Origin of the sequence: Chryseobacterium taeanense (assembly GCF_900099685.1) — a bacterium.
GTDB lineage: Bacteria > Bacteroidota > Bacteroidia > Flavobacteriales > Weeksellaceae > Chryseobacterium > Chryseobacterium taeanense.
Map to the genome: position 1 here is coordinate 324,039 of NZ_FNDW01000003.1, position 23,201 is coordinate 347,239.

Genomic DNA, 23,201 nt, shown 5'->3' on the forward strand with positions numbered 1-23,201 from the left:
ACCTATTAATTTCGAAGAAATGAAAAAATTCACTTGGGGACATGGTGTTGTACTCGCATTATTAGCATTCATCATATTTATACTTTCCATGTTGTTTCTCTTCCCGAACGGACAGAAAAATTCTGAAATGGTAACCGATAATTACTATGAAGAAGAGCTGAAATATCAGGACGTTATTGATGCCAAGAAAAGAGCTGATGAATTACAGGAAAAACCGGTTTACAGTCAGGATAAATCGGGGATCAAAATTACTTTTCCTAAAGATTACGATAATTCCAATACAACGGTAAAATTCGTTTTAAACAGAACCGACGATCAGAATTTAGATATACACAAATCTGTACAGCTTGATGCCAGCAAATCTTTTTTAATTCCTGCTCAGGTATTGAGATTTGGAAATTATACACTAAGATTGAACTGGACCAAAGACAAAACAGACTATAGAATGGATTATGATGTGATATGGAAATAGCACTTATTGTATCGGCTATAGGATTGGGATTTGCTTCCGGATTTCACTGTGTCGGAATGTGCGGACCGATTGCTCTGTCGATGGGATTAACCAAAAAGCAGGCAACTAATTATTATCTGCAAAATCTTACTTACCAGTTTGGAAGAATTTTCACTTATTCACTTTTAGGAGCCATCCTGGGAATTATAGGTGAAGGTTTTGAGATGGCTGGAATCCAGAAATATCTGACGATTGCAGTGGGAATACTGCTGATTATTATGGCAGTCTTTTCATTCGGAGGTAAAGATTTTGCTTCTAAAATCCCATTCTTCTCTAAATTTTTATTTAAAGTAAAATCAAATTTAGGCAGATTACTTCAAAAGGCAGATTACCGATCAAGATTCACTACGGGACTACTGAACGGTTTTCTCCCTTGCGGAATGGTTTATATGGCTTTAACAGCAAGCCTCGCAAGCGGCGGAATATGGCAGGGCGCTTTATATATGGCGTTATTCGGCTTGGGTACCCTTCCGTTTATGTTTGCCATAGTTTTGGTAGGTAATCTCATGAGCCAGGCATTCAGAATAAAAGTTTTAAAAGCGATTCCTATTGTGATGATTATTTTAGGAGGTCTCTTCATTGTAAGAGGCTTAGAATTGGGAATTCCCTATATTTCTCCAAGAGCAGAAGCTATGACAATATCCAAAGATAACCAAGGCGACTGCAACTTACCGGGAGATCACAGTACGCACAATCACAGCAATACAAACTGTCATTAAATTTTAAGTAAATTTAAATCATAATAAACCCTTTGAATGTTCGTTCAGAGGGTTTTATGCTAAAGCATATGTTTCCGGAAAACTTCCTGCAGCCTGCGGCGAATTTTCCGGAGAGTGGGAAACCTTCCTGCACTCTGCAGCGACTTTTCCGGGAACAGGGAAAGGCTGTTACAACCTTGCGACAAACATTCCGGAAAGCGGGAAACCTTGTTACACCCTGGTAAGAGGCTTTCCGGGCATTAAAAAAGAAATAAAACAACTCAAATAAAATATTTCTATTAAAAATTTACTAATAAAAACAAAAATACTATAAAATAATCTTTTTAAATATCATTTTATTATAAAATCATTTTCATACCTTTATCCTATAATAAAAACTTATAATATGTCAACAAAACTACCATTTTCTGATTTAAAAAAATCCGGATATCAATTACCTTTTTATCCTTTTCGAAAAATCGCGTTTCATGCACTTGCATTAAGTATGATGCTAATGTTTTCATCAGTAAAATCTCAAACTACAGTTACGGTTCCTAACTTAACTGTAGCGGGAGCATTTACAGGACCATTTGCTAATTCTGCCAGAACTTATCAGATGATTATTGATGATTCTCAACTAACTGCCTTATCCGGGCAGTATATAAGCTCAATATCATTCAGACTTCCAACTTCAGCTACTGCTGCATGGCCAGTTTCTGACACTACATTTCCTGATTATCAGGTTTATTTGAGTGATGGTGTAGATCCCGTCAACAGACAACTTAACTTTGCGGCAAACGTAGTAGGAACACAAACACAGGTACGCTCCGGAAGCCTTTCAATACCGGCAGGCTCTGTTTCCAACAATGGAAGTTTCACTTTTAATATAAACTTTAATACGCCCTATTTGTACACGGGTACCAACCTTGTTATAGAAGTACGCCATACTGGCAGTAACGGAATTACAACTTCTATTGATGCTGCAGGAACAAGTACTTCGGGATATGCTAGTCTTTTTACTGCTTGTTGGTCAAGCTCAACAACCAGTGTATTGCAAGGAAATTTTTCTTATGTGAAAATAAGCTCGGGAAGTTCGCTAGGTGTGAAGTCTGTTGAGATAGATGGCAGCACAACAGTTTATCCTAATCCGGTAAAAGATCAGCTTTTTGTAAAATCGGCTAACGATATTGTGGAATTAAATATTTTTAATTTAGTCGGGCAAAAAGTTTATTCTCAAAAAAATTCAGCTAGAAATCCACAGGTTAACGTATCAGGTTTAGCAAAAGGAAACTATATTTTGCAGACTATTGATAAAACCGGAAGTTCAACTTCAACTAAATTTATTAAGGAATAATTCAGTTATTTCAAGTAATTGGAAAATCCGGAATAAAGATTATACACAAAACAAACCACTGCTTTACACAGTGGTTTGTTTTATTAATTGATTAGTCTCTTATTTAATTAATCACATCAAATCTCGCATATTCAGCGATCTTCTTCGGAAGCTTAATTCCTTCTTCTGTCTGATTGTTTTCAAGCAAAGCTGCCATTATTCTTGGCAATGCCATTGCAGAACCGTTCAACGTATGAACTAACTGAGATTTTCCGTCTGTTTTATAACGGCACTTTAATCTGTTCGCCTGAAATGTTTCAAAATTGGATACAGAACTTACTTCAAGCCATTTTTCCTGAGCCGCACTCCATACTTCAAAATCATAGGTCATCGCAGAGGCAAAACCGGTATCACCACCACAAAGTCTCAACACTCTGTAAGGCAATTCCAGATCACTCAAAATTTCTTTGATATGCTCTACCATTTCTTCTAGAACTGCATAAGAATTTTCAGGTTTCTCAATTCTTACAATCTCTACTTTCTCAAATTGGTGGAGACGATTCAGTCCTCTTACGTGAGCACCATAACTTCCCGCTTCTCTTCTGTAGCATTGTGAGAAAGCCGTATTTTTAATCGGTAAATCTTTTTCTTCAAGCAAAACATCACGATACAGGTTGGTAACAGGCACTTCAGCTGTCGGGATAAGATAAAGATTATCTTCATTGATGTAATACATCTGTCCTTCTTTATCCGGCAACTGCCCTGTACCGTATCCTGACGCTTCATTTACCACATGAGGAGGATTAACTTCCATATATCCTTTTTCAACATTTTTATCAAGGAAATACTGAACCAAAGCCCTCTGAAGCCTCGCTCCTTTTCCAAGATAAACAGGGAAACCGGCACCGGCAATTTTTACCCCTAGTTCAAAATCAATAAGGTTGTATTTTTTTGCAAGTTCCCAGTGAGGGATTGCTCCTTCCCCAAGACCTTCCACATCATGAGACTGATAGATGATCTCATTATCATCTGCAGAAGCTCCACTTTTCACTTTTTCATGAGGAATATTCGGTAGCTGATACAGAATATTAATCAGTTCTTTTTCTTTTACATCTAATTGAGATTTCAATTCCGATGTCGACTCTTTAAGCTGTGCAGTTTTAGATTTTGCAGATTCGGCTTCTTCTTTTTTTCCTTCTTTCATTAGAAGCCCGATTTCTTTGGAAATTTTGTTGCTCTCAGAAAGCTGGGAATCCAATTCAAACTGAATTCTTTTTCTTTCGTCGTCAGTAGCAATAGCCTCGTCTACCAACTCAAGATTCCTGAATTGTCTTTTCTTAAGACCTTCTAAAACGCGCTCTTTGTTGTCGCGCAAAAAATTGACTTGTAACATTTTATTTAGATGTTAGTTATTAGAATGTTGAACACAGAATGTCAACAGTTTTGCAAATGTATAAAATTATTTTACGATTGTAACTACATTCGGGGAACCCTCTTGTTTTGTGAATCTTAAAGTATCATTATAATAAACTTTCGAGACCTCAAATACCGATGGAGTCATTCTGTATTCTATCTTCAGATCTTCATTAATGGTATCCAGAATAGTATTGTTTAATCTTTTGATAAGGGAAACGGTGATCTCGGATTGGTATATTTTGTTATCTGCATTTAAAGTATCAACCCCTACCCTTTTTGCGCCGGCGATATATTCTATAAAAAGTGTGGAATCTGAAGTTGCCTTCAAAGTGCTGTTTACAGGTGCCAAATCTGCCACTCCGTTTACGTCATTCAACGAGTAGGTAAAATAGGTAGAGTCGTTTTTTTTATGAAAAAGATCTCTTCCTGATTTGTTTTTCATATAAATATTTAAAATCTGGTCGATTCTCTGTAACTCATCATCACCTGTTCTGCAGCTCAGAAAGGCACAAAAAATAATCAGAATTCCGAAAAAAACATTCTTCTTCATGTTCAGCAAAGATAAAATTTTCTTCTGATATATTTGACGATGAAGATTATTTAAAGGTAAATATTCCTGCGTTGAAAGACTTAGTTAAAATTCAAAATCTCAACACAGTTTCTCAGATATTACTTTCTCAGAATTTTCTTCCACAGAAGATTGATCTCGGCTCTGGAAAGAATAAAATCCTGTACGTGAAATTCTGTGATCTGATAAAATCGCCAGAACAGCAATCCTGATGACAGGCAATAGGAAATAGAACTTACTATGCATGCTCCATGAATTCCCCATTTCGGAATGATATAAAATGAAGAAACTATCGTGAAAACAAGTCCGATCAGTGATTTTACATTCAATATTCTCAACTTGTTGATTCCGGCAAAATAATACCCAATGATATTGCTCACGGCAATGGCAAGAATTCCCGGTGATAGAAGCAGAACAATTTCTTTCGTCTGACTGAAATCTTTTCCGAAAATCACAGCATACAGCTCAGCAGGAATAAGCAACATGACCAGAATAAACAGCAACGTGATAAGAAAACTGATCCGTAATGATATTTTGGTTTTTTCAATAGCATCGTTAGAGCTGGTATTATTTACCACATCGGCATAAAGCACTACGGAAAGGCTTCGGCTTACCGTCCACACCGCCTCCGAAAAGGCAACTCCTACGGAAAATACACCGACACTTACAATTCCTTTAAAATATTCAAGAAAATAAAATGATAATCTGTTATTCAGAAATTGCAGAAATGCACTGAGCTGTGTTTTCCACCCATAATTGAATAATTGTCTACCAATTTTTTTAGTAAAGGAAAATGTATTAAAATGTATATGCTTGGTTACCTGAATTGTACTGACGACAAACAACAATGCAAAACAGCTTATCTGAGCAATGAAATAAGCATTAACGGAAGTAATTTTAATGATGTAAACAATGATTACAATAAATAAAATATGAACAACCTGCTGCAAAACCGTATATAGATTGAACATTCTGATATTCTGCTGCCCGACAAACAGATTTATATTGGCCGTTAAAAGTGATGACATCACACAGAGCAAAATAAGGTAATAAGAATATTCAGCATTGTGACTGAAACTGAAAAGAATAGGGATAAAAATCCCTATGAGAACCGCCCAAATATAAGCGAAAGGTAGTATTTCCTCTATTTTGAATTTTTTAGCGAAATAGCTCATGCTACTTCCCACAAAAATATTGGCAAAAAAGCTGATGATCGTAAGGTCAGCAATCATAATCGAAATGACACCTTTTCCGCTGCTTCCCCACATATTGGTAGAGTAGATCACAAGTCCGAAATTTAATATCAGAATTAAAAATCTTGAAACAAAAGTTTTAAAAATAGTGTTCTGTTTCATGCTATTTCAATGATTTTCTGACAAAGTTCAGGAAAGAATTTCTGATTCTGTTCCAATTGTATTTTGTTTCGTATTCTTTTCTCGCGTTGTGAGCATGCTGAGAATACAGTTTTGGATCTTCAATATAATTTATAATAAGATCTGAAATACTGTCCGAATTCTCGGGATCTACTAAATATCCGAACTTTGAAACTTCTATATGCTGCCGGGTCGCTTTCAAATCTGTATAGATCACAGGTTTTCCTGAAGCGGCATAATAAAATATCTTAATCGGGAGACAATGATGGTTTTCATAGTTCAAAGTTCTCAGGTCAAAGCAAATGTCCACATCTGCATAAGCTTCTGTAAAAGTTTCGAAAGATGTCGGCTTTTCTATTCTGAGATTTTCAAACTGATATTTTTTAAGCAATTCAGAGAAATAACGTTCGTCTTTCTCCTTTCTTGAGCCACCAATCAAAAGAATTGATATTTTAAGCTCAGGCCTTTTTTTTCTTAAACTGTCTATTGCTGAAAAAAAATTACCAATCCCTTTTTCTTCGGAAAACTGACCGGTATAGCAAAGTGTTATTTCACCGGGTTTTAATGTTTTGATATTTTGATGAATATAAATATCATCAGGATAATAAGGTAAAATAACAGATTTTTTAAACGGAAAAAAGTACGCCAGCGGAAATTTCTTGGTCTCTTCACCAAAAATATAATTTGTGCTTATAAAACCTGCGTACAACTGAATGAGAAAAAACTTCACCGCATGAATGATATTCAAAGGAAAAGAAAATGGTTCGACCATTCTCATCGAAGGATACCATTCTGTAACATCGTAGATAATGCTTATTTTCTTACTTCTCTTGATATTCTTTGCCGAAATCACAGCCAAAGGTTCAGAACAGATCACAAGATCCGGTTGATAAGCTTCACATACATCCTCAAGAATTTTTCTCTTTTCTGCAATACTTTTTTCGAGCACAGCATAAGATTCTATTTCTATTCCGTCAACGGTACCTTGAAATTCTGATGAAAGACTGCATATTTTCACATGATAACCTTCTTCTTTCAACGCTTTAGCCTGATGATAAAAAATCCTGTCATCATCATGCCGGTGTGCGGTCGTTAAAAAAAGAATTTTATGTATTTTCATTTAATATTACAGTAAATCTGTCTTTATATTTTCAACAAATATAATTAAAGCAAAAAAAGTGGAAAAACTCCACTTTTTATTTTATTGATCGTTTGCTTAACTTTATTTAATGCCAGCTGCCCAGCTTCTTTCAAAAGGTAAAATAAAGTTTCCTAAAAACTCCAGATAGGTGTATTTTGAAAAATCAAATACCTGAGTATCTTTAGAAATTTCACCACTTCTTACTTTTGATTTAAAATCGATAAGCTTTAGGGTTTTTACCTCTCCATTTTCAATAAAACTTGCTTTCATTCTGTCGAAAAGTCCCAACTGATATTCTTCATCGATTTCTCTCATTATTTTCCCAAGCGCATCAATACTGCATCCGGAAGCCATTTCTTTTTCTTCATCAACACAAATGATGATAAACTGGTTCTTTTCAATTTTAAAAGATGACGAAAGTGGTTTGCCATGCGCGGCCCAAGTCGCCAGAAAATCAAAAAGTTTTTCAGTAATTACTTTTGCCTCCTTTGTTTCAAAAGGTCTTGACGCAGGATATATAATGACTCTGTAATCGTTTGTCTCTACTATGTTTGATTCTTCGATCTTCATTCTGATACATTTTAAAGTTCAAAATTACGCAATTTTCCTGAGTTTGAAACCATTGTATTTTTTGCTTAACGCATACAAAGCGATGAATAAGAGCATCAGAATATAAGGAAAGAAAAATCTCAGCCCCGAAGAATGCGGAAAGAAGAAAAATTTAATGTAAATATTTGCAAATATCATAATCGAACAAATTCTTGTCCATAAGTCTTTTGAACAGTAAAAAGTAAGGCAAAGAAGCCCCACGGATACAACGGTTATCCTTTTAAAATAAATGATTTTTATGTAGATGATATGAAGATATTCATTCAAACCGAAGTTTGGTGGTGGCGCAGAAATAAATGAACGCCGATGGATAAAAGTATCATAAAAGAGATGCTTCCAACCGGGATAATGGCAAATTTTTATAATGGTAAAATAAAGAACAAGAAGCAAAATTCCTTGAAGCAAAAGAATAAAATCTGTTTTTTTGCTTTGAGAGTATTTGTAAATTCCAGCTGCAGCAAGATAAGTTAATGTGAAAGGAATGTAATCAGGTCTTGTAAAAGTAATCGCAAAAAGAACTAAAAACATGACCCACGAATTCCACTTTTTTAATAATCCGATAATGAACAGCAAAAGAATCTGCACAATGAACATATCGGGTGTTGCCACTCTTGACATATACGTCATTGGCGGTAAAAGCAGCAATCCTACAGTCAATATTACAGCAAGTATATAGTTTTCGGGAAAAATGATTTTTAATATAAAAAAGATCATAATCCCTGAAATAAAATAGGAGAAAATGCTTAGCAGCGTCACCGAATCAGGTGAAGAAAACCCGACCTCATACAAAAGTAAAATCGCAAGATTATAACCAATTTTGATCTGGAAATATGGCAATTGTTCTGTAAAGGCTTGTGTATTATTAGCAAAAGCCTGTCGGGCTTTGTCGGCAGGCTTTAGTATTCCTAAAATATCTCTGAACTCATATTCAGGAGCTTTTTTCTTTATTTCTGTATAGGTAAGTGTGCGAACTTTATCAGGCGAATCGGGAAATTTCAAGGTGTACAAACATCCGATGTAACCCGGCATATCCCAATCGTAGACTCTGTTTTTATAGTTCCAGAAACTAAGCGCAACAACAATGATTATAATGAAAAAAAAGGAGATCTTCCATTTTGATTTCATGAAACTGTTGAGATTTAGATTATAAATCTTCGGCTTCTGCCAAAAGTTCCACAATATCTTTTACTTCAACTTCATGGTTTTTATTGAAATGCTTTACACCATCCGTCATCATTGTATTACAGAACGGACAACCGGTAGCAATTACTTTAGGTTCAAAAGACAAAGCTTCTTCCGTTCTTTCGATATTGATATCTTTATTCCCTTTTTCAGGTTCTTTAAACATCTGAGCACCTCCCGCTCCGCAGCAAAGCCCGTTGGATTTGCAGCGTTTCATTTCTACAAGTTCTGCATCAAGTTTTTCCAGTAAAACTCTTGGTGCTTCGTATTCATTATTTGCTCTTCCTAAGTAACAAGGATCATGGAAAGTAATTTTCTTACCACTGAAAGCGCCTCCTTCAATTTTCAATCTGCCTTCTTCCATCAAATTTCTCAGAAACTGCGTATGATGAATCACTTCGTAATTTCCCCCCAGACCAGGATATTCATTTTTAAGTGTATTGAAACAATGCGGACAAGCAGTAACAATTTTCTTTACCTCATAAGCATTAAGAACTTCAATATTCGTTAAAGCCATCATCTGGAAGACAAACTCATTTCCTGCACGTTTTGCAGGATCTCCCGTACAACTTTCTTCCTGACCTAAAACAGCGAATTCAACGCCTATTTTATTTAATATTTTGCAAAATGCTTTCGTGATTTTTTTGGCACGGTCATCAAAACTTCCCGCACAACCAACCCAAAACAGAACTTCGGGTGATTTTCCTTCGGCAGCATATTCTGCCATTGTTTTTATGTTGAAATCCATTTTAATTCAGTTTACCAATATATCAATGTAACAGTTTACCAATGATTGTTACATCGTTACATTTTTACATTGTTATATTAATTAATCTTTTGCCCAGTTCAAACGGTCTGCTTGGTTATACTGCCATGGGGCAGCATTATTCTCCACATTGGTCATCATCAGATTCAGTTCCTGCGGTGCAGCAGATTGCTCCATTACTAGGAATCTTCTCATCTCAAAAATAATAGAAAGCGGATCAAGCAATACCGGACAAGCTTCTGTACACGCGTTACATGTTGTACAAGCCCACAATTCTTCTTTTGTAATATAATCGTTCAGAAGTTTTTTACCGTCATCCTCAAATTTTCCGTTTTTATCGATGTTTCGCCCAACTTCTTCCAGACGGTCTCTGGTTTTCATCAGAATTAATCTCGGAGATAACTTTTTACCTGTAATATTGGCCGGACAAACGGCTGTACAACGTCCGCATTCAGTACATGAATAAGCATTTAAAAGCTGTACCTGATTTAAATCAAAAACATCTTCTGCCCCGAATTTTGCAGGAGCTTCTGCTTCACCTTCAGCCGGAGCTGCGTAAGGATCTGCATTGGGATCCATCATTAGTTTGATTTCTTTGGTAACAGAATCCAAATTGTTGAATTTCCCTTTCTTTTCCAGATTTGCGTACCATGTACTCGGAAAAGCCAAAATAATGTGTAAATGCTTAGAATAATAAAGGTAATTCATGAAGAACAAAATTCCTACGAAGTGAAACCACCAAGCCGCTCTTTCTATTCCGAATAAAAATCCACTGTCAAAGCTAAAAACTTCAAATAACGGAACGAGAGTCATTTGACTTACAGGAAAAGATCCAAGGTGTGCAAAATGGCTATAACCTCTAGCCTGTAAAATAAAGTCTGATGAATTCATCGTAAAGAAAGCCATCATTAAGGCAAATTCAATGATAAGAATCCAGTTCGCATCTTCTTTCGGCCAACCGAAAAGCTCTTTCATGTTTAGCCTTTTAACTCCATAAAAATTTCTACGGATGAAAAATAATACAACACCAACAATTACTAAAAGCGCAAGAACTTCAAGCGTTGCTGTGAAGTAACTGTAAAGAGTATTTCCGAACACCGTTGCCAGGAATCTGTGAGTACCAAAAATTCCGTCAACAATAATTTCAATAAGTTCAATATTGATGATAATAAAACCAACATATACGAAAATATGTAAGATACCAGCCACGGGACGTTTTGTCATTTTACTCTGTCCCAATGCAACTCTGGTCATGGTTTCCCAACGTTCACCTTTTCTGTCGTTGCGTTTTATTTCACGTCCTAATCTGATGTTTCTGTATATCTTGTGCAGACTTTTTGCAAACAGCCCAAAACCTGCAACTAATAAAATCAGAAAAATAATATGAGCGATATATTGCATGGATTATTTATTAGTCTTTACTATTTTTTCCAAATACTGAGAAATTTACATATCTCTTAGGATGAGCCTTCACATCCTCTATTAAAGAATTTAGATTATTGGATGCAGAATTCAGATTATTATACAGTTCTTCATCCTTCATAAGTTTGCCTAAGCTACCTTCTCCATTATTAATTCCTGCAACTACATTATTAAGCTTTCCAACTGTCTGATCAAGATTTGCAATGGTTTCATTAAGTCTTTTCGTATCGATGCTTTCAGCTAGACTTCCATACTTATCCAAAGTAACTTTACCACTTTGCATTGTAAGACTTGCATCATCCAAAACCTTCTGAAGTTTAGGATCATTATGCCCAACAAGATTGTTCACACTACCCGCCGTAGTTTGTAAAGCGGCTACGGTCTTATTGAGATTTTCTAACAATAACCTGATCTCTTCTCTATTCTGAGCATTTACTACCTGATTGGCATTAGACATCAAAGAATCCACTCTGTAAAGAACAGTTTGCAGCTGATCTTTTACAGGACCTACCTGAGAGGAAAGACTTCCTAAAGTTCCCAGTTTAAAAGCTCCTTTTAAAGTATCTCCGTCTTTAGCCGTTGGCCCTCCATACATGAGGTTAATCCGCATTTCTTTGCCGGACATCAAGCCAGGCTCAAAAATTTCCAGCGTAGAATTTTTTGAAAACTCAAAATTATTATCAACAGTAATTTTTACGAGAAAATCAATTTTTCCGTCTTTTGACGTATTGGGAATAATTTTATCAACCTGTCCGACTTTTAATCCATTAATGGAAACAGGTGCAGATTGGGCTAATCCCTCTACATTGTCATATTTTGCATAAAATATATTGTCGGTAGTAAAAAGGCTTCTACCTTTCATAAATTGAAATAACACCACAAAACCAACTATGGCCAAAAGTGCGATCACACCAGCTTTTAATTCTTTACTGAACTTCACTTGCTAATTTTTTTCTAATGAGCAAATATACTACATTTAAATTAATGTTTTTCTCTATTGCCCTGCGTTAAACACAAAAAAAGCGGCAAAAACTTTGCCGCTTTTTTATCTTTTTAAAAAATAATTTTTTATTGTTGCTGAGAACCTAATTTGTTCCAGATTTCAATTCTATAATCATCGATATCAGCATTATCCTGCAAGCTCTTCAACCAAGCCTGTCCGAACATTCCTGCATTTCTTTGTGTAATAGATTCTGTGAATTGTTTAAGATCTCCCGGTTGCTTATTGATCGTCTCGTTCTTTTTAATTAAAACATAAACACCGGTTCCACCTTCCACAGGATTGGAAATTTTACCTTTTTCTACACCAAATGCAGCTCCGGCAACTTTAGGTTCCATAGAACCTGCTACTGAAGGATTCAGTAAGTTAACCTGTGCAGATTGTTTTGTTGTACCAAACTGTTTAGCGATCTGATCTAAACTTCCTGTTTTACCGATTTTCTCAGAAATCTGTTTTGCTGCCAATTTGTTTTTCACAACAACTTCAATCTGATCTCTCACAGATTCAGGATCTGCAGTACCTTTTGATTGTTTGCCATTTAGATAAACAACAATTTTATCTCCTGTTCCGTCTACTGTAAATAATTCAGTATCGCCTTTCTCTCTTTTTTTATTAAAAGCCCAAGCCAGAATTTCAGAATCTTTTTCCGTTCCTAGTCCCTGAAGCTGACCATCAAATCTTTTTGCCTGTTTTGGATTAGAGAACTGATAATTTGCTTTCTTAGCAATATTCACGAAATCGTTGAAAGATTTCCCCTGAACCTGCTGAACAAATCGGCTTGCTTTTTTGTTCACTTCTGCTTCGGTAGCATCAGAAGGTTTTACTGCTTTTACCAGGTTAGCAACCTTATAGGCCATGGCTCCCGGTTTTTTATCTTCAATATTAATGATATGATAACCGAACTGAGTTTCTACAACACCTGTAGCTCCTTTCGGGTTATTTGCTAAATATGTTAAGAATTCAGGAACGAAAGGTGTTTCAGGAGTTGTCCACCCTAAACTTCCACCCTGAGCCGCTGAATTTGGATCGTTTGAAAGCTTAAGGAATTCTGTAAATTTACCAGGATTGGCTTTTACAATTGCTCCTATGGAATCTGCTAATTTCTTAGCCTGTTCTTTAGATCTTGTAACACCTTCTCCTGCAGGGCTTCCTTTAAAAGCAATAAGAATGTGTCTTGATAATGTAGAATCTGAAGTTTTCTTATCTAAAAGTTTAGAAACCACATAGAAGTTCTGTTCTTTATAAGGTCCGAAAGTCTGTCCGATAGCAGCAGAAGGAATCTGATTCTGAATAGTTTGCGGCAACTGATTTGGTTTCAGATACTGAGGATTGTAAGGCATATCAGAATTTGCCATTACAAACATAGAATCGTTCTTTGTATTCTGGAAATTTTCTGTACCTCCACTCGCATCAGTTCCACCAGAAAAAAGCTTATTGATTTCTTTCTGTGCCGCTGCATCATCTGCAGCACTTGGCTGAGAAGGGAAATAAACAATCCCGATATTTCTGCTTTCTTCAGCTTTAAACATCACAGGATGCTGCTTAATATAATTTGCAAGATCTTCAGTGGTAACTTTAATATTGTTTTTCTGAAGATATGTTGCGTAATCAATTTTCACAAAGTCGATATCAGCCAGCTGATCTCTTTGCTTCATCAATTCTTCAGCTTCTTTTTTTCCCGTGGTGATCCCTGTAGAAACGTTGGCAAATACCTGTCTCGCCATCAATCGATATTCAATTGATTTTCTGGTTTTCAACCATTGGTTGTACCCTTCCGGCGAAGTAGCCTTCATATCTTCGATCTGTTTTTTAAGCTCCTGGGTTTTAAAATTACCTTTTTCGTCGAAAAACTGCTTCTGCTGAGCAAACATCTGATCATATGGAAGCTGGTTCCAGAAATAATCTTCTGTCATTTCGAAGCCTAATTTTTCGAATTGCTGCTTAATCAGTTTAGACTGTACCAGCAACTGCCAGGCCTGCTCTTCAAGACCAGTCTTTGGTTGTCCCTGTTGCTCTGCCTGTTGTTGTAGCACGAAAAGTTGATCGTTGAATTCTTCACGGGTAATTTTCTCACCATTTACTTTTCCTAAAACATCAGGATTTTTACCAAAAACCTTATCGATACTGTCAGGGTTTACAAGGAACGCCAAAAGCGCCAGTGCAATTACTCCCATTAAAAGCCAAGGTTTACTCCTAATTTGTCCTAAAATTGCCATTATATATATTATAGTTTTTTATCAGTGTGCGAAAATACACATTTTTAAGAAATTACGGAAATCCTGGTTCTTTATTTTAATTTTAAAATTTAATTTTTATAAAAAAGGAAATTTTGACCGTATTTTTTAGCAAAAAACAAATGGCATAGCTCTTGTGTCATTAAAGCACACACAAGATGCAGTATAGTTTTCAATATATATTGCAGGATTTCACGTTAATGAATTAAAACGGTAATGACAATTTGTCATTCGATATACTATGACAGAATTTGAAGATATAAGTTTAGAAGAAATGATAAGCGACGGATTTGATATTGTAGCCGAGGAGATCAATCTTTCTGATCTTTCCGAAACAGAGAAGAATTCCGGACAAAAAATATTCCCTATCCTTCCTGTAAGAAATATGGTAATGTTCCCGAACGTTGTCATTCCGATTACAGCCGGAAGAAAGACTTCGATACAACTTTTGGAAGAAGCTCAGAAAAACGGTGATTTCATAGGTATTGTAAGCCAGAAAAATTCTGATCTGGAACAACCTTCTGAAAAAGACATTTATCTGGTAGGTACTTTGGCTAAAATTATTAAAATCATAAAGCTTCCGGAAGGCAATATTACGGCAATTACAAAAGGATTTCACCGATTCAAAGTAAAAAAGATTGTTGCCACCCAACCTTATTTTAAAGCTGAAATTTCAAAATTAAAAGATTCAAGACCTAAAAATAAAGAAGAGTACGAAGCCTTACTTGAAAATGTAAAAGATCTTGCTTTAAAAATTATTGATCTTGATCCAAACATTCCGAATGCTGCAAATTTCGCCATCAAAAATATTAACAATAATGATGACCTGCTGAATTTCATTTGTACAAATGCTAATTTTCCGTCTTCAGAAAAGCAAAAACTTCTGGAAGAAAAAAACCTTATGGAAAGAGCAAACAAATGCTATGAAATGATGCATGAGGATTTCAGAAAATTAGAATTGAGAAATCAGATTCATCAGAAAACCTCAAAAGACCTTGATAAGCAGCAGAGAGAATATTTTTTGAATCAACAGATCAGAACCATTCAGGAAGAACTTGGCGGCGGACCTGAAAGTGATGTAGAAGAGCTTATCACAAAAGCAAGAAAAAAATCCTGGAGCGAAGAAGTTGAAGAACATTTCCAGAAAGAGATCAACAGACTTCAGCGTCAAAATCCTAATTCTCCTGATTATAACGTTCAGAGAAATTACCTTGATTTCTTTACAGATCTTCCTTGGGATACTTTCACCAAAGATACTTTTGATATCCAGAGAGCCCAGAAAATTTTAGATAAAGCTCACTTTGGACTGGAAGATATTAAGAAAAGAATACTGGAACACATGGCTGTTTTAAAGCTTAAAAACAACATGAAATCTCCAATTCTTCTTTTGGTAGGACCTCCGGGGGTCGGAAAAACCTCTCTGGGAAAATCTGTTGCTGATGCTTTGGGAAGAAAATATGTACGCGTTTCTTTGGGCGGGCTTCACGACGAAAGTGAAATCCGCGGCCACAGAAAAACCTATATCGGAGCGATGGCTGGGAGAATTCTTCAATCCATAAAAAAATCAGGAACATCTAATCCGGTAATTGTTCTCGATGAGATCGACAAAGTTGGAAAAGGTATGCATGGCGATCCAAGCTCTGCTCTTTTAGAAGTACTTGATCCTGAACAAAATAAATCATTCTATGACAACTTCCTTGAAATGGGTTATGATTTGTCTAAAGTAATGTTTATTGCAACGGCAAATTCACTTTCTACCATTCAGACTCCTTTGCTTGACAGAATGGAAGTCATTCAGATTACAGGTTACACGCTGGAAGAAAAAATTGAGATTGCTAAAAGACACTTAATAAAGAAACAACAGGAAGAAAACGGTTTGGATTCCAAATCATTTAAACTTGGAAATATTGAGCTTAAACATATTATTGAAGCGCACACTTCTGAAAGCGGCGTAAGAACTTTAGAAAAAAGACTTGCCGCCATAGCGAGATGGGTAGCTCTTCAAACGGCTTTGGTGAAAGAATACAACCCTAAGATTTCTGTTGAAAAAATTGATGAAATTTTAGGCGTTCCGAGACCTAAAAGTCTTGCCGAACTGACCGATGTTCCGGGAGTTGTTACAGGTCTTGCCTGGACAAGTGTAGGTGGAGATATTTTGTTTATCGAAAGTATCATCAGCAACGGAAAAGGCGCACTCACTATGACAGGAAACCTGGGAACAGTAATGAAAGAATCTGCAACCATTGCATTGGAATATATTAAAGCAAAGCATGATGTACTTGGAATTTCACAGGATGATATCGAAAAGAAAAACATTCACGTACACGTTCCGGAAGGTGCGACACCTAAAGACGGTCCTTCTGCAGGTATTGCCATGCTCACCTCAATGGTTTCATCATTTAAAAATAAAAAAGTAAAACCCCATCTTGCGATGACCGGTGAAATTACATTACGCGGAAAGGTTCTTCCGGTAGGCGGGATTAAAGAAAAGCTTCTGGCAGCCACAAGAGCAGGAATAAAGGAAGTAATTCTTTGTGAAGCTAACAGAAAAGACGTGGAGGAAATTAAAAAAGATTATCTGAAAAACCTCAACGTTCATTATGTAAACTGGATGAGGGAAGTTCTGGAGCTTGCCTTGGAAAAATAATACATATTCACTTTCTCAATAAAAGAACACATCTCAAATCGGGGTGTGTTTTTTAATGAATAGTAAAAAATTTAATAACCACAGTATCTGGCATAAAATTTTCTAAACTCAAAAATAATTTATAATAAGACTCTTCTATTCGGAGGGTTTTGCTATTTTTATACAACAGTTTTGAAATTATGAATTTTCTTCGACTTCCTTTTCTGATAAAGCTTACGCTGGTTGTAGTTTCCATTATTGGAATCGGCTATCTTCTGGCATTAGGCGAAAGTATTTTGGCTCCGTTTTTCCTGGCGTTTCTTATGGCCATGCTATTTTTGCCGTTTGCAAATTTTCTGGAAAGAAAATTAAAATTTCCCAGATCATTGTCTACCATTTTTTCGGTAATGATTTTACTGATTGTTCTTACGGGACTCATTTTTTTCTTCGGCTCCCAGATTTCCAGCTTCAGTAAAGATATTCCCCAGCTTAGTGAACAGGCAAACCATGTTTTTCACGATCTTCAAAGATGGGTTTCTAAAACCTTTAATGTAAAAATAGATGAGCAGTTTGCGTACCTAGACGAAGGCTTAAAGAAACTTCTTTCTTCCACAGGTATCATTCTGGGATTTACTTTTGGGATATTCTCTACCGGATTAGGATTTTTAGCATTTTTCATTTTATTTTTTATTTTCATTTTAAATTACAGAAGAATTTTAAACAATTTCATCGTTAATGTTTTTACCGAAAAGCATAAAAGCAGTGTCCAGGAAGTCGTTTCAGAGGTAAGAATCATGACCAAAAGATACATTACGGGGCTTTGCCTTCAGGTTATCATCGTTTCTTTCCTTACTACTATTGTCCTTACTATTTTGGGGGTAAAATATGCCATTCTACTGGGAGTTCTTACTGGTTTGCTGAATGTAATCCCCTATATTGGAGTTTTAATTTCACTTCTTATTTCCTGTTTTATCGCTTTTGCAACAACAACTCCGTTTACCTGTATTTACGTTGCAATAGGATATGTAATTGTACATATTATAGACGGAAACATCATACTTCCGTTTGTCGTGGGATCTAAAGTAAAAATCAACGCTTTATTTTCTTTTATAGGAATTTTGGTTGGTGAACATCTTTGGGGAATCGCGGGTATGTTCCTTTGTATTCCGGCCATTGCCATTATTAAAATTATTTTTGAAAGAGTCGAAGGATTAAAACCTTGGGGAAAATTACTTGGCGAGGAAGAAAAAATCAATAAAAAGAAAAAAACTTACAAAATTTCTAAAAATATTACTTTGAAGGAAATGGATTGATTAACAATTTATATCATCAGTAATTAATTAAATTTCATTTAAAATATAAACAAAGCCTTCAAATTTCATGAAGGCTTTTGTTTTTCTTAAGCAGGAAGTGCACAAAGCGGACTTCTCCTATTAGGGCACAGCTGATCGCAAGGAATATAAGTTTGCGAATCCGGGCAGTATCCTATATTCGGATCATCACCTCCTTTGATTGATTTTAAATTCTTACGACTTAATTTTTGAAGATTTTTCATAGTAAAATTTTTAATTTTAATCTAAACAAATATATAAAATCAATTGATATAAAAATAAAATATTTCCCTAAACAGAGAGTCTGCTAAATTTATCTAATTTTGAATCAGCGGATTATATTTTTATTTAACTTTAATAAAAAATAATTTTTATGAAAGCTGTAAAATTTATCCTGTCTCTTCTTTTTGGCTTAATGTTTATTAATGCCGGATTAAACAAGTTTTTTAATTATATGCCAATGGAAAAGCCTACTCCTGAGCAAATGAAAATCTTCAGTGCTTTTGGTGAAATCGGCTGGTTGATGCCACTTGTGGGAATTGTTGAAATAATTGGAGGCATCCTTTTTATCTTTCCAAAAACGAGAGCATTGGGAGCTATTGTTATTTTGCCTGTCATGGTAGGAATCGTTGCCCACGTTTTCACATTGGATAAATCAGAAATGGGAATGGCCATTGCAGGAGTAATGTTCCTGGTTAATCTTTGGATGATCATCGATAACAGAGAAAAATACAGACATCTTGTGAGCTGATAAAAAGGTGAATGGTCAATTGTGAATTTTTGCTTCGCAATTGAATTTAAAATTGACAAGCAAAGCAGATTTACAATTGACCATTGACATTAAACGAATGCGCTGAAACCTGTAATTGATCTTCCTACGATCAATGAATTTATTTCTTTTGTTCCTTCATAGGAATAAATTGCTTCGGCGTCGGCAACAAATCTCGCTACATCATATTCCAGTAAAATCCCGTTTCCGCCCATGACCTCGCGTGCTCTGGAAACAATATCGCGCGTTCTCATCGTACAGAAAACCTTCGCGAGAGACGCATGCTCATCTTTTAAGATTCCTTCATCCTGCATTTCGGAAAGCCTGAAAACCATCGTCTGCATCGCCGTAAGATTAGAAAGCATTTCCACCAGATGTCCCTGAATCATCTGGAAAGAAGCAATCGGTTTTCCAAATTGTTCTCTTTTTCTGGTGTAATCTAAAGCACTTTCATACGCACCTCTTGCGCAGCCTGTAGCCATCCACGCAACTCCGGCTCTGGTCATCTGTAGAACTTTTGCCGTATCTTTAAACGAGTTTGCATTTTGCAGACGGTTTTCTTCAGTAATAAGGCAATCCTTAAGCGTAATCAATCCGTTTTGAACGATTCTTAAAGCCATTTTTCCTTTAATTTTCTCCACAGAATATCCGGGATTATCTTTTTCAACGATGAAACCTTTTACTTCCCTGTCATCAAGATCTCTTGCCCAAATAATCACTAAATCTGCAAATGTTGCATTCCCGATCCATTTTTTTTGTCCGTTTAAAGCCCATCCGTCGGGAGTTTTTTTACAGGTTACCGTTAAACCACCTGCCGCTCCGGATCCTACTTCAGGTTCCGTTAATCCAAATGCTCCTATTTTTTCAAATTTCTGCATCTGAGGAAGCCATTTCTGTTTTTGTTCTTCGGAGCCGCAGATATAAATTGAACCCATGGAAAGGCCAGACTGAACTCCAAAGAAAGTCGCAATAGAAGCATCTACTCTTGCCATTTCCATGGCCAGCACTCCTTCCATTAAAAAAGGCAATCCAGGACAGCCGTATCCTTCATAAGTAACACCGCAAATATTCAGCTTCTGGAATTTAGGAATCAACTCATGTGGAAATTCGTCTCTCAGCCAATAATGATTCACCAAAGGTTTCACTTCTTTTTCCATAAAATCTCTTACTTTAAGCTGAATTTCCCTTTGCTCAGGGCTTAATGTGTGATAGATATCGTAAAAATCTCCGTCGATTGGTGGAAGATCTTTCTTTTTCTTATTAGGGTCAAGCATTTTCATCATGCCTTTCAATTGCTTATCATCCAGCTTAGAAAAATTCTCCATTAATTTCGGAAGATTTACTTTTTGGGAAATAGCATTCAGCTGGTCAAAATCAATGGATCTGAATAATTCTATAGCGTTTCGGATTTTAGAAAAGGTATTAGACATATTATTTGAAATTTAATTTGTAAAACATCAGCAAAAATCAATCCGAACATGGTATCAATACAGACAGAACAATTTACAAATAGCTGATTGTAAAACATTTAATTCATCATATATTATTTACAAAACTTTTACGTGTGATTTTCAAATATTACAAATGATTCCGCCTGAACTTTGGATTAAGCAAAACATTAAAAAATAAATCTATGAAAACAACGTACATCAGACTATCATTAGCAAGCGCACTTTTACTGGGAATTTATTCCTGTAAAAAAGGAGAAGCAACGGCAGATTATAACGCCGGTGCAGAAGCAGATTCCGCGACAATAATTGTTTCAGACAGTATTTCATCTGCAGCAACGATGAGTGTAAAAGACAAGCAGTTCATTAAAACCGCTAATGTAAATATGGAAGTAAAAGATGTTTACGAAGCGACTATTTCCATTGAAAAATCGGTACAGGAACTTGGAGGATTTGTAACACACAGTGATCTGAAAAGCAATGTTATTTCGGAAGACACCTATAATACGTCGGATAAGGAAGCAATGCTGATTAAAAAATATCAATCAGAGAACACGATGCAGGTAAGAGTTCCGACTGCTAAACTTGGTGAATTACTTACTTTAATAAATGACAAAAAATTATTTCTTAATTCAAGATCCATCAATGCAGAAGATGTTACTTCAGGGATAAAATATGCTGAACTGGAAGGAAAAAGAATCAAAAAAACAGAAGAAAATATTGACAAACTAAAGATCAATAAAGACAAAGTCAGTATGAGTAATGAAAATATGGCAGAAGCCAATCAGCAACAATTGGCAAATATGGACGTAACAGATAATTTAAAATACAGTACCGTCGATATTTACATTAAAGAACCTAAAGTAAGAGTTGCCACAATCGCTATAACTAATACCAAGAGCATTGATGATGAATATAAGTTTGATTTTGTATATGGCGCAAAATCTGCATTCGTGAAAGGATTTTATTTGATCCAAAAAATTGCAGTCGGATTAATTACCATTTGGCCAATCATATTAATCGGAGCCGTAATCTTTTATGTTGTGAGAAAAAGAAAACCCGCAAAAAAGCAACAGCCCACCAATGAAATATAAGCGATCCTAACCTCGGTTATCAACATATATCCAACTAAAAAACCTCTGGAAAGTCCGGAGGTTTTATGCTTAAAATTTTCTCTTTAAAATTTCGGGTTTTGTTTTATGAAGATGAAGAATTAATTCGCCAAATAATGTATTTGCCCAGGCAAACCATGATCTTGTAAAATCTTTAGGATTGTCGACATCAAACGATTCATGAATAAATCCTGTTCCGGCATGAGTGGTTTTAAGCATTTTCAGGCATGAAATAATTTCATCATTATTATCAGTCGTTAAAGCCTGCATAATTAAACCTAAAGGCCAGATTTTATGTTCTCCGATGTGAGGTCCGCCGATTCCTTTGGCAAATTTCCCTTCACTGAACCACGGATTCGCCTTGCTTAAAGAAAATTTTCTTGTATTCTGATAAACTTCATCTTCTTTTGAAGCATAACCCAAATAAGGAATTGATAACAAATTCGGGACATTCGCATCGTCCATAAACAAAGCATTTCCGAAACCATCAATTTCCAGAGCATAAATTTTTCCCGCTTCTGGATGATTTAAGACTGCATATTTCTGAATCGCTTCATCTACTTCCGCAGCCAAGGTTTTGAATTGAGCAGAAGACTCTTCATCTTTTAAAACTTTAGAAAAAATTTCAGCAGCTTCACGTAAAGAAACCACCGCAAACATATTGGAAGAAATCAAAAACGGATAAAAAGTAGCATCATCCGAAGGTCTGAACATCGAATGAATAAGTCCTACTTTCTTCGTTGGATTACCAAAACCGCCTGCAAACTGAGTATCCAAAGGGTTTCCGTTTGCTCTTTGAAAATGATACGACCCTTTTGAATCTTTTCGCTGCTGTTCATTAAAAGTTTGCAAAATCAGAAACATTGCTTTTTTCCAATCTGTATCAAAGACAGAAGTATCGCCTGTTATTTTCCAGTAATTGTAAGACAAACGCATGACGTAGCATAAAGAATCCACTTCCCATTTCCGTTCATGAATTCCCGGTTTCATATCGGTGAGATCATCTTTCCATTCACTTATTTTATTAGCATCATCGAAAAATGCATTGGCATATGGATCAAGAAGAACACATTCAACCTGTTTATTGATGACTCCTTTAAGAAGATTTTTCAACTTTTCATCTTCATTAGCCAGACTGAGATAAGGATAAACCTGCGCCGAAGAATCCCTGAGCCACATCGCATCAATATCTCCCGTGATGACATAAGTGTAAGGCTTATTATTTTTGTGATAAAATTTCACCGTCGTATCCAATGTATTAGGAAAACAATTCTCAAACATCCAGGCGAGTTCTTCATCAGCGATCGCTTTCTTCATCGTTTTAATAGTCTTTTCAACGGCTTCTGAAGTAAATTTTCTTTGAGCCAAACTTGGTCTTTTTGAAATATAATCTTCTGAATAGATAAATTTTGCAGATGCCGGTAATGCAAAAAAGCCAAGTCCTAATGATGATTTCTTGATAAAATTCCGTCTGTTAATCATTGTAACGATAAAAATTTAATTTTAAAAATAATGATTTTATATTTACCAAAAATCGTCAAACTGATTTTTAATCATCCATTAACATGATTGGAGTAAAATTCCGTAAATTTGCAAATCAATAATTTTGCAAAAGGATTTGGAGTTCAACCATCCAAAATCCGAAGCCACAAACCTTTAATT

At 35.7% G+C, this 23,201-nt stretch carries 20 protein-coding genes; 7 read left to right on the plus strand and 13 right to left on the minus strand.

The features are described from left to right. Positions 1-19 precede the first annotated feature (19 nt). From BLR30_RS06965 to BLR30_RS06975, 3 genes are all read left to right on the plus strand, one after another. Positions 20-472, plus strand: a complete 453-nt coding sequence (locus BLR30_RS06965) for a FixH family protein (RefSeq protein ID WP_089856553.1) — start codon at positions 20-22, stop codon at positions 470-472. Further along, positions 463-1,230, plus strand: coding sequence for a sulfite exporter TauE/SafE family protein (locus tag BLR30_RS06970; protein ID WP_089856460.1), 768 nt, complete (start codon positions 463-465; stop codon positions 1,228-1,230). The genes BLR30_RS06965 and BLR30_RS06970 overlap by 10 nt, the downstream gene beginning before the upstream one ends. Before the next feature lie 385 nt (positions 1,231-1,615). Next, a complete protein-coding gene (locus tag BLR30_RS06975; RefSeq protein ID WP_089856463.1) occupies positions 1,616-2,563 on the plus strand; it encodes a T9SS type A sorting domain-containing protein in 948 nt (315 codons plus the stop codon). A 103-nt stretch (positions 2,564-2,666) separates the two neighbouring features. Here BLR30_RS06975 and serS read toward each other — a convergent pair whose 3' ends face one another. From serS to BLR30_RS07025, 10 genes are all read right to left on the minus strand, one after another. Beyond that, entirely contained in the window at positions 2,667-3,935 is a 1,269-nt protein-coding gene (gene serS / locus BLR30_RS06980) for a serine--tRNA ligase (protein ID WP_089856466.1), read from the minus strand. Positions 3,936-4,001: 66 nt separating this feature from the next. Further along, positions 4,002-4,508 (minus strand): hypothetical protein, encoded by a 507-nt coding sequence (locus BLR30_RS06985; RefSeq protein ID WP_089856469.1) that lies wholly within the window; start codon positions 4,506-4,508, stop codon positions 4,002-4,004. A gap of 119 nt (positions 4,509-4,627) precedes the next feature. After that, the gene (locus BLR30_RS06990) at positions 4,628-5,881 is read right to left on the minus strand and encodes a lipopolysaccharide biosynthesis protein (protein WP_089856471.1); all 1,254 of its coding nucleotides are present in this window, start codon (positions 5,879-5,881) and stop codon (positions 4,628-4,630) included. 1 nt (position 5,882) lies between these two features. Next, the gene (locus BLR30_RS06995; protein ID WP_228400732.1) at positions 5,883-7,019 is read right to left on the minus strand and encodes a glycosyltransferase; all 1,137 of its coding nucleotides are present in this window, start codon (positions 7,017-7,019) and stop codon (positions 5,883-5,885) included. A gap of 102 nt (positions 7,020-7,121) precedes the next feature. Then, positions 7,122-7,610, minus strand: a complete 489-nt coding sequence (locus BLR30_RS07000) for a hypothetical protein (protein ID WP_089856473.1) — start codon at positions 7,608-7,610, stop codon at positions 7,122-7,124. Between the two features lie 24 nt (positions 7,611-7,634). Continuing rightward, positions 7,635-8,774, minus strand: coding sequence for a hypothetical protein (locus tag BLR30_RS07005; RefSeq protein WP_089856476.1), 1,140 nt, complete (start codon positions 8,772-8,774; stop codon positions 7,635-7,637). A gap of 19 nt (positions 8,775-8,793) precedes the next feature. Then, on the minus strand, positions 8,794-9,579 hold the full coding sequence (locus BLR30_RS07010) for a (Fe-S)-binding protein (RefSeq protein ID WP_089856478.1): 786 nt from the start codon (positions 9,577-9,579) through the stop codon (positions 8,794-8,796). Between the two features lie 81 nt (positions 9,580-9,660). Next, positions 9,661-10,998 (minus strand): 4Fe-4S dicluster domain-containing protein, encoded by a 1,338-nt coding sequence (locus tag BLR30_RS07015; protein WP_089856481.1) that lies wholly within the window; start codon positions 10,996-10,998, stop codon positions 9,661-9,663. Between the two features lie 10 nt (positions 10,999-11,008). After that, complete coding sequence (locus BLR30_RS07020; RefSeq protein WP_089856484.1) at positions 11,009-11,959, minus strand: MlaD family protein; 951 nt, start codon at positions 11,957-11,959, stop codon at positions 11,009-11,011. 128 nt (positions 11,960-12,087) lie between these two features. Further along, entirely contained in the window at positions 12,088-14,235 is a 2,148-nt protein-coding gene (locus tag BLR30_RS07025; RefSeq protein WP_089856486.1) for a SurA N-terminal domain-containing protein, read from the minus strand. Positions 14,236-14,494: 259 nt separating this feature from the next. Here BLR30_RS07025 and lon point away from each other — a divergent pair, with 259 nt between their 5' ends. Together lon and BLR30_RS07035 are read left to right on the plus strand one after the other, a co-directional pair. After that, positions 14,495-16,900, plus strand: a complete 2,406-nt coding sequence (gene lon / locus BLR30_RS07030) for an endopeptidase La (RefSeq protein WP_175443617.1) — start codon at positions 14,495-14,497, stop codon at positions 16,898-16,900. 179 nt (positions 16,901-17,079) lie between these two features. Further along, a complete protein-coding gene (locus BLR30_RS07035) occupies positions 17,080-18,192 on the plus strand; it encodes an AI-2E family transporter (RefSeq protein WP_089856488.1) in 1,113 nt (370 codons plus the stop codon). An 86-nt stretch (positions 18,193-18,278) separates the two neighbouring features. Here BLR30_RS07035 and BLR30_RS17680 read toward each other — a convergent pair whose 3' ends face one another. After that, positions 18,279-18,434 carry a bacteriocin-like protein gene (locus BLR30_RS17680; protein ID WP_175443618.1) on the minus strand — a complete coding sequence of 52 codons (156 nt, stop codon included), beginning with the start codon at positions 18,432-18,434 and terminating at the stop codon, positions 18,279-18,281. Between the two features lie 149 nt (positions 18,435-18,583). On the opposite strand from BLR30_RS17680, the gene BLR30_RS07040 reads away from it, so the two are divergent. After that, positions 18,584-18,961 (plus strand): DoxX family protein, encoded by a 378-nt coding sequence (locus tag BLR30_RS07040; protein WP_089856490.1) that lies wholly within the window; start codon positions 18,584-18,586, stop codon positions 18,959-18,961. Positions 18,962-19,050: 89 nt separating this feature from the next. Here the strand turns inward: BLR30_RS07040 and BLR30_RS07045 are convergent, their stop codons facing one another. Further along, positions 19,051-20,409, minus strand: coding sequence for an acyl-CoA dehydrogenase family protein (locus BLR30_RS07045; RefSeq protein WP_089856492.1), 1,359 nt, complete (start codon positions 20,407-20,409; stop codon positions 19,051-19,053). A 203-nt stretch (positions 20,410-20,612) separates the two neighbouring features. On the opposite strand from BLR30_RS07045, the gene BLR30_RS07050 reads away from it, so the two are divergent. Next, positions 20,613-21,521: a DUF4349 domain-containing protein gene (locus BLR30_RS07050; protein WP_089856494.1), complete on the plus strand. Its 909-nt coding sequence runs from the start codon at positions 20,613-20,615 to the stop codon at positions 21,519-21,521. Positions 21,522-21,590: 69 nt separating this feature from the next. On the opposite strand, the gene BLR30_RS07055 is transcribed toward BLR30_RS07050, so the two are convergent. Further along, entirely contained in the window at positions 21,591-23,021 is a 1,431-nt protein-coding gene (locus BLR30_RS07055; RefSeq protein WP_089856496.1) for a glycoside hydrolase family 125 protein, read from the minus strand. Positions 23,022-23,201: the final 180 nt, after the last annotated feature.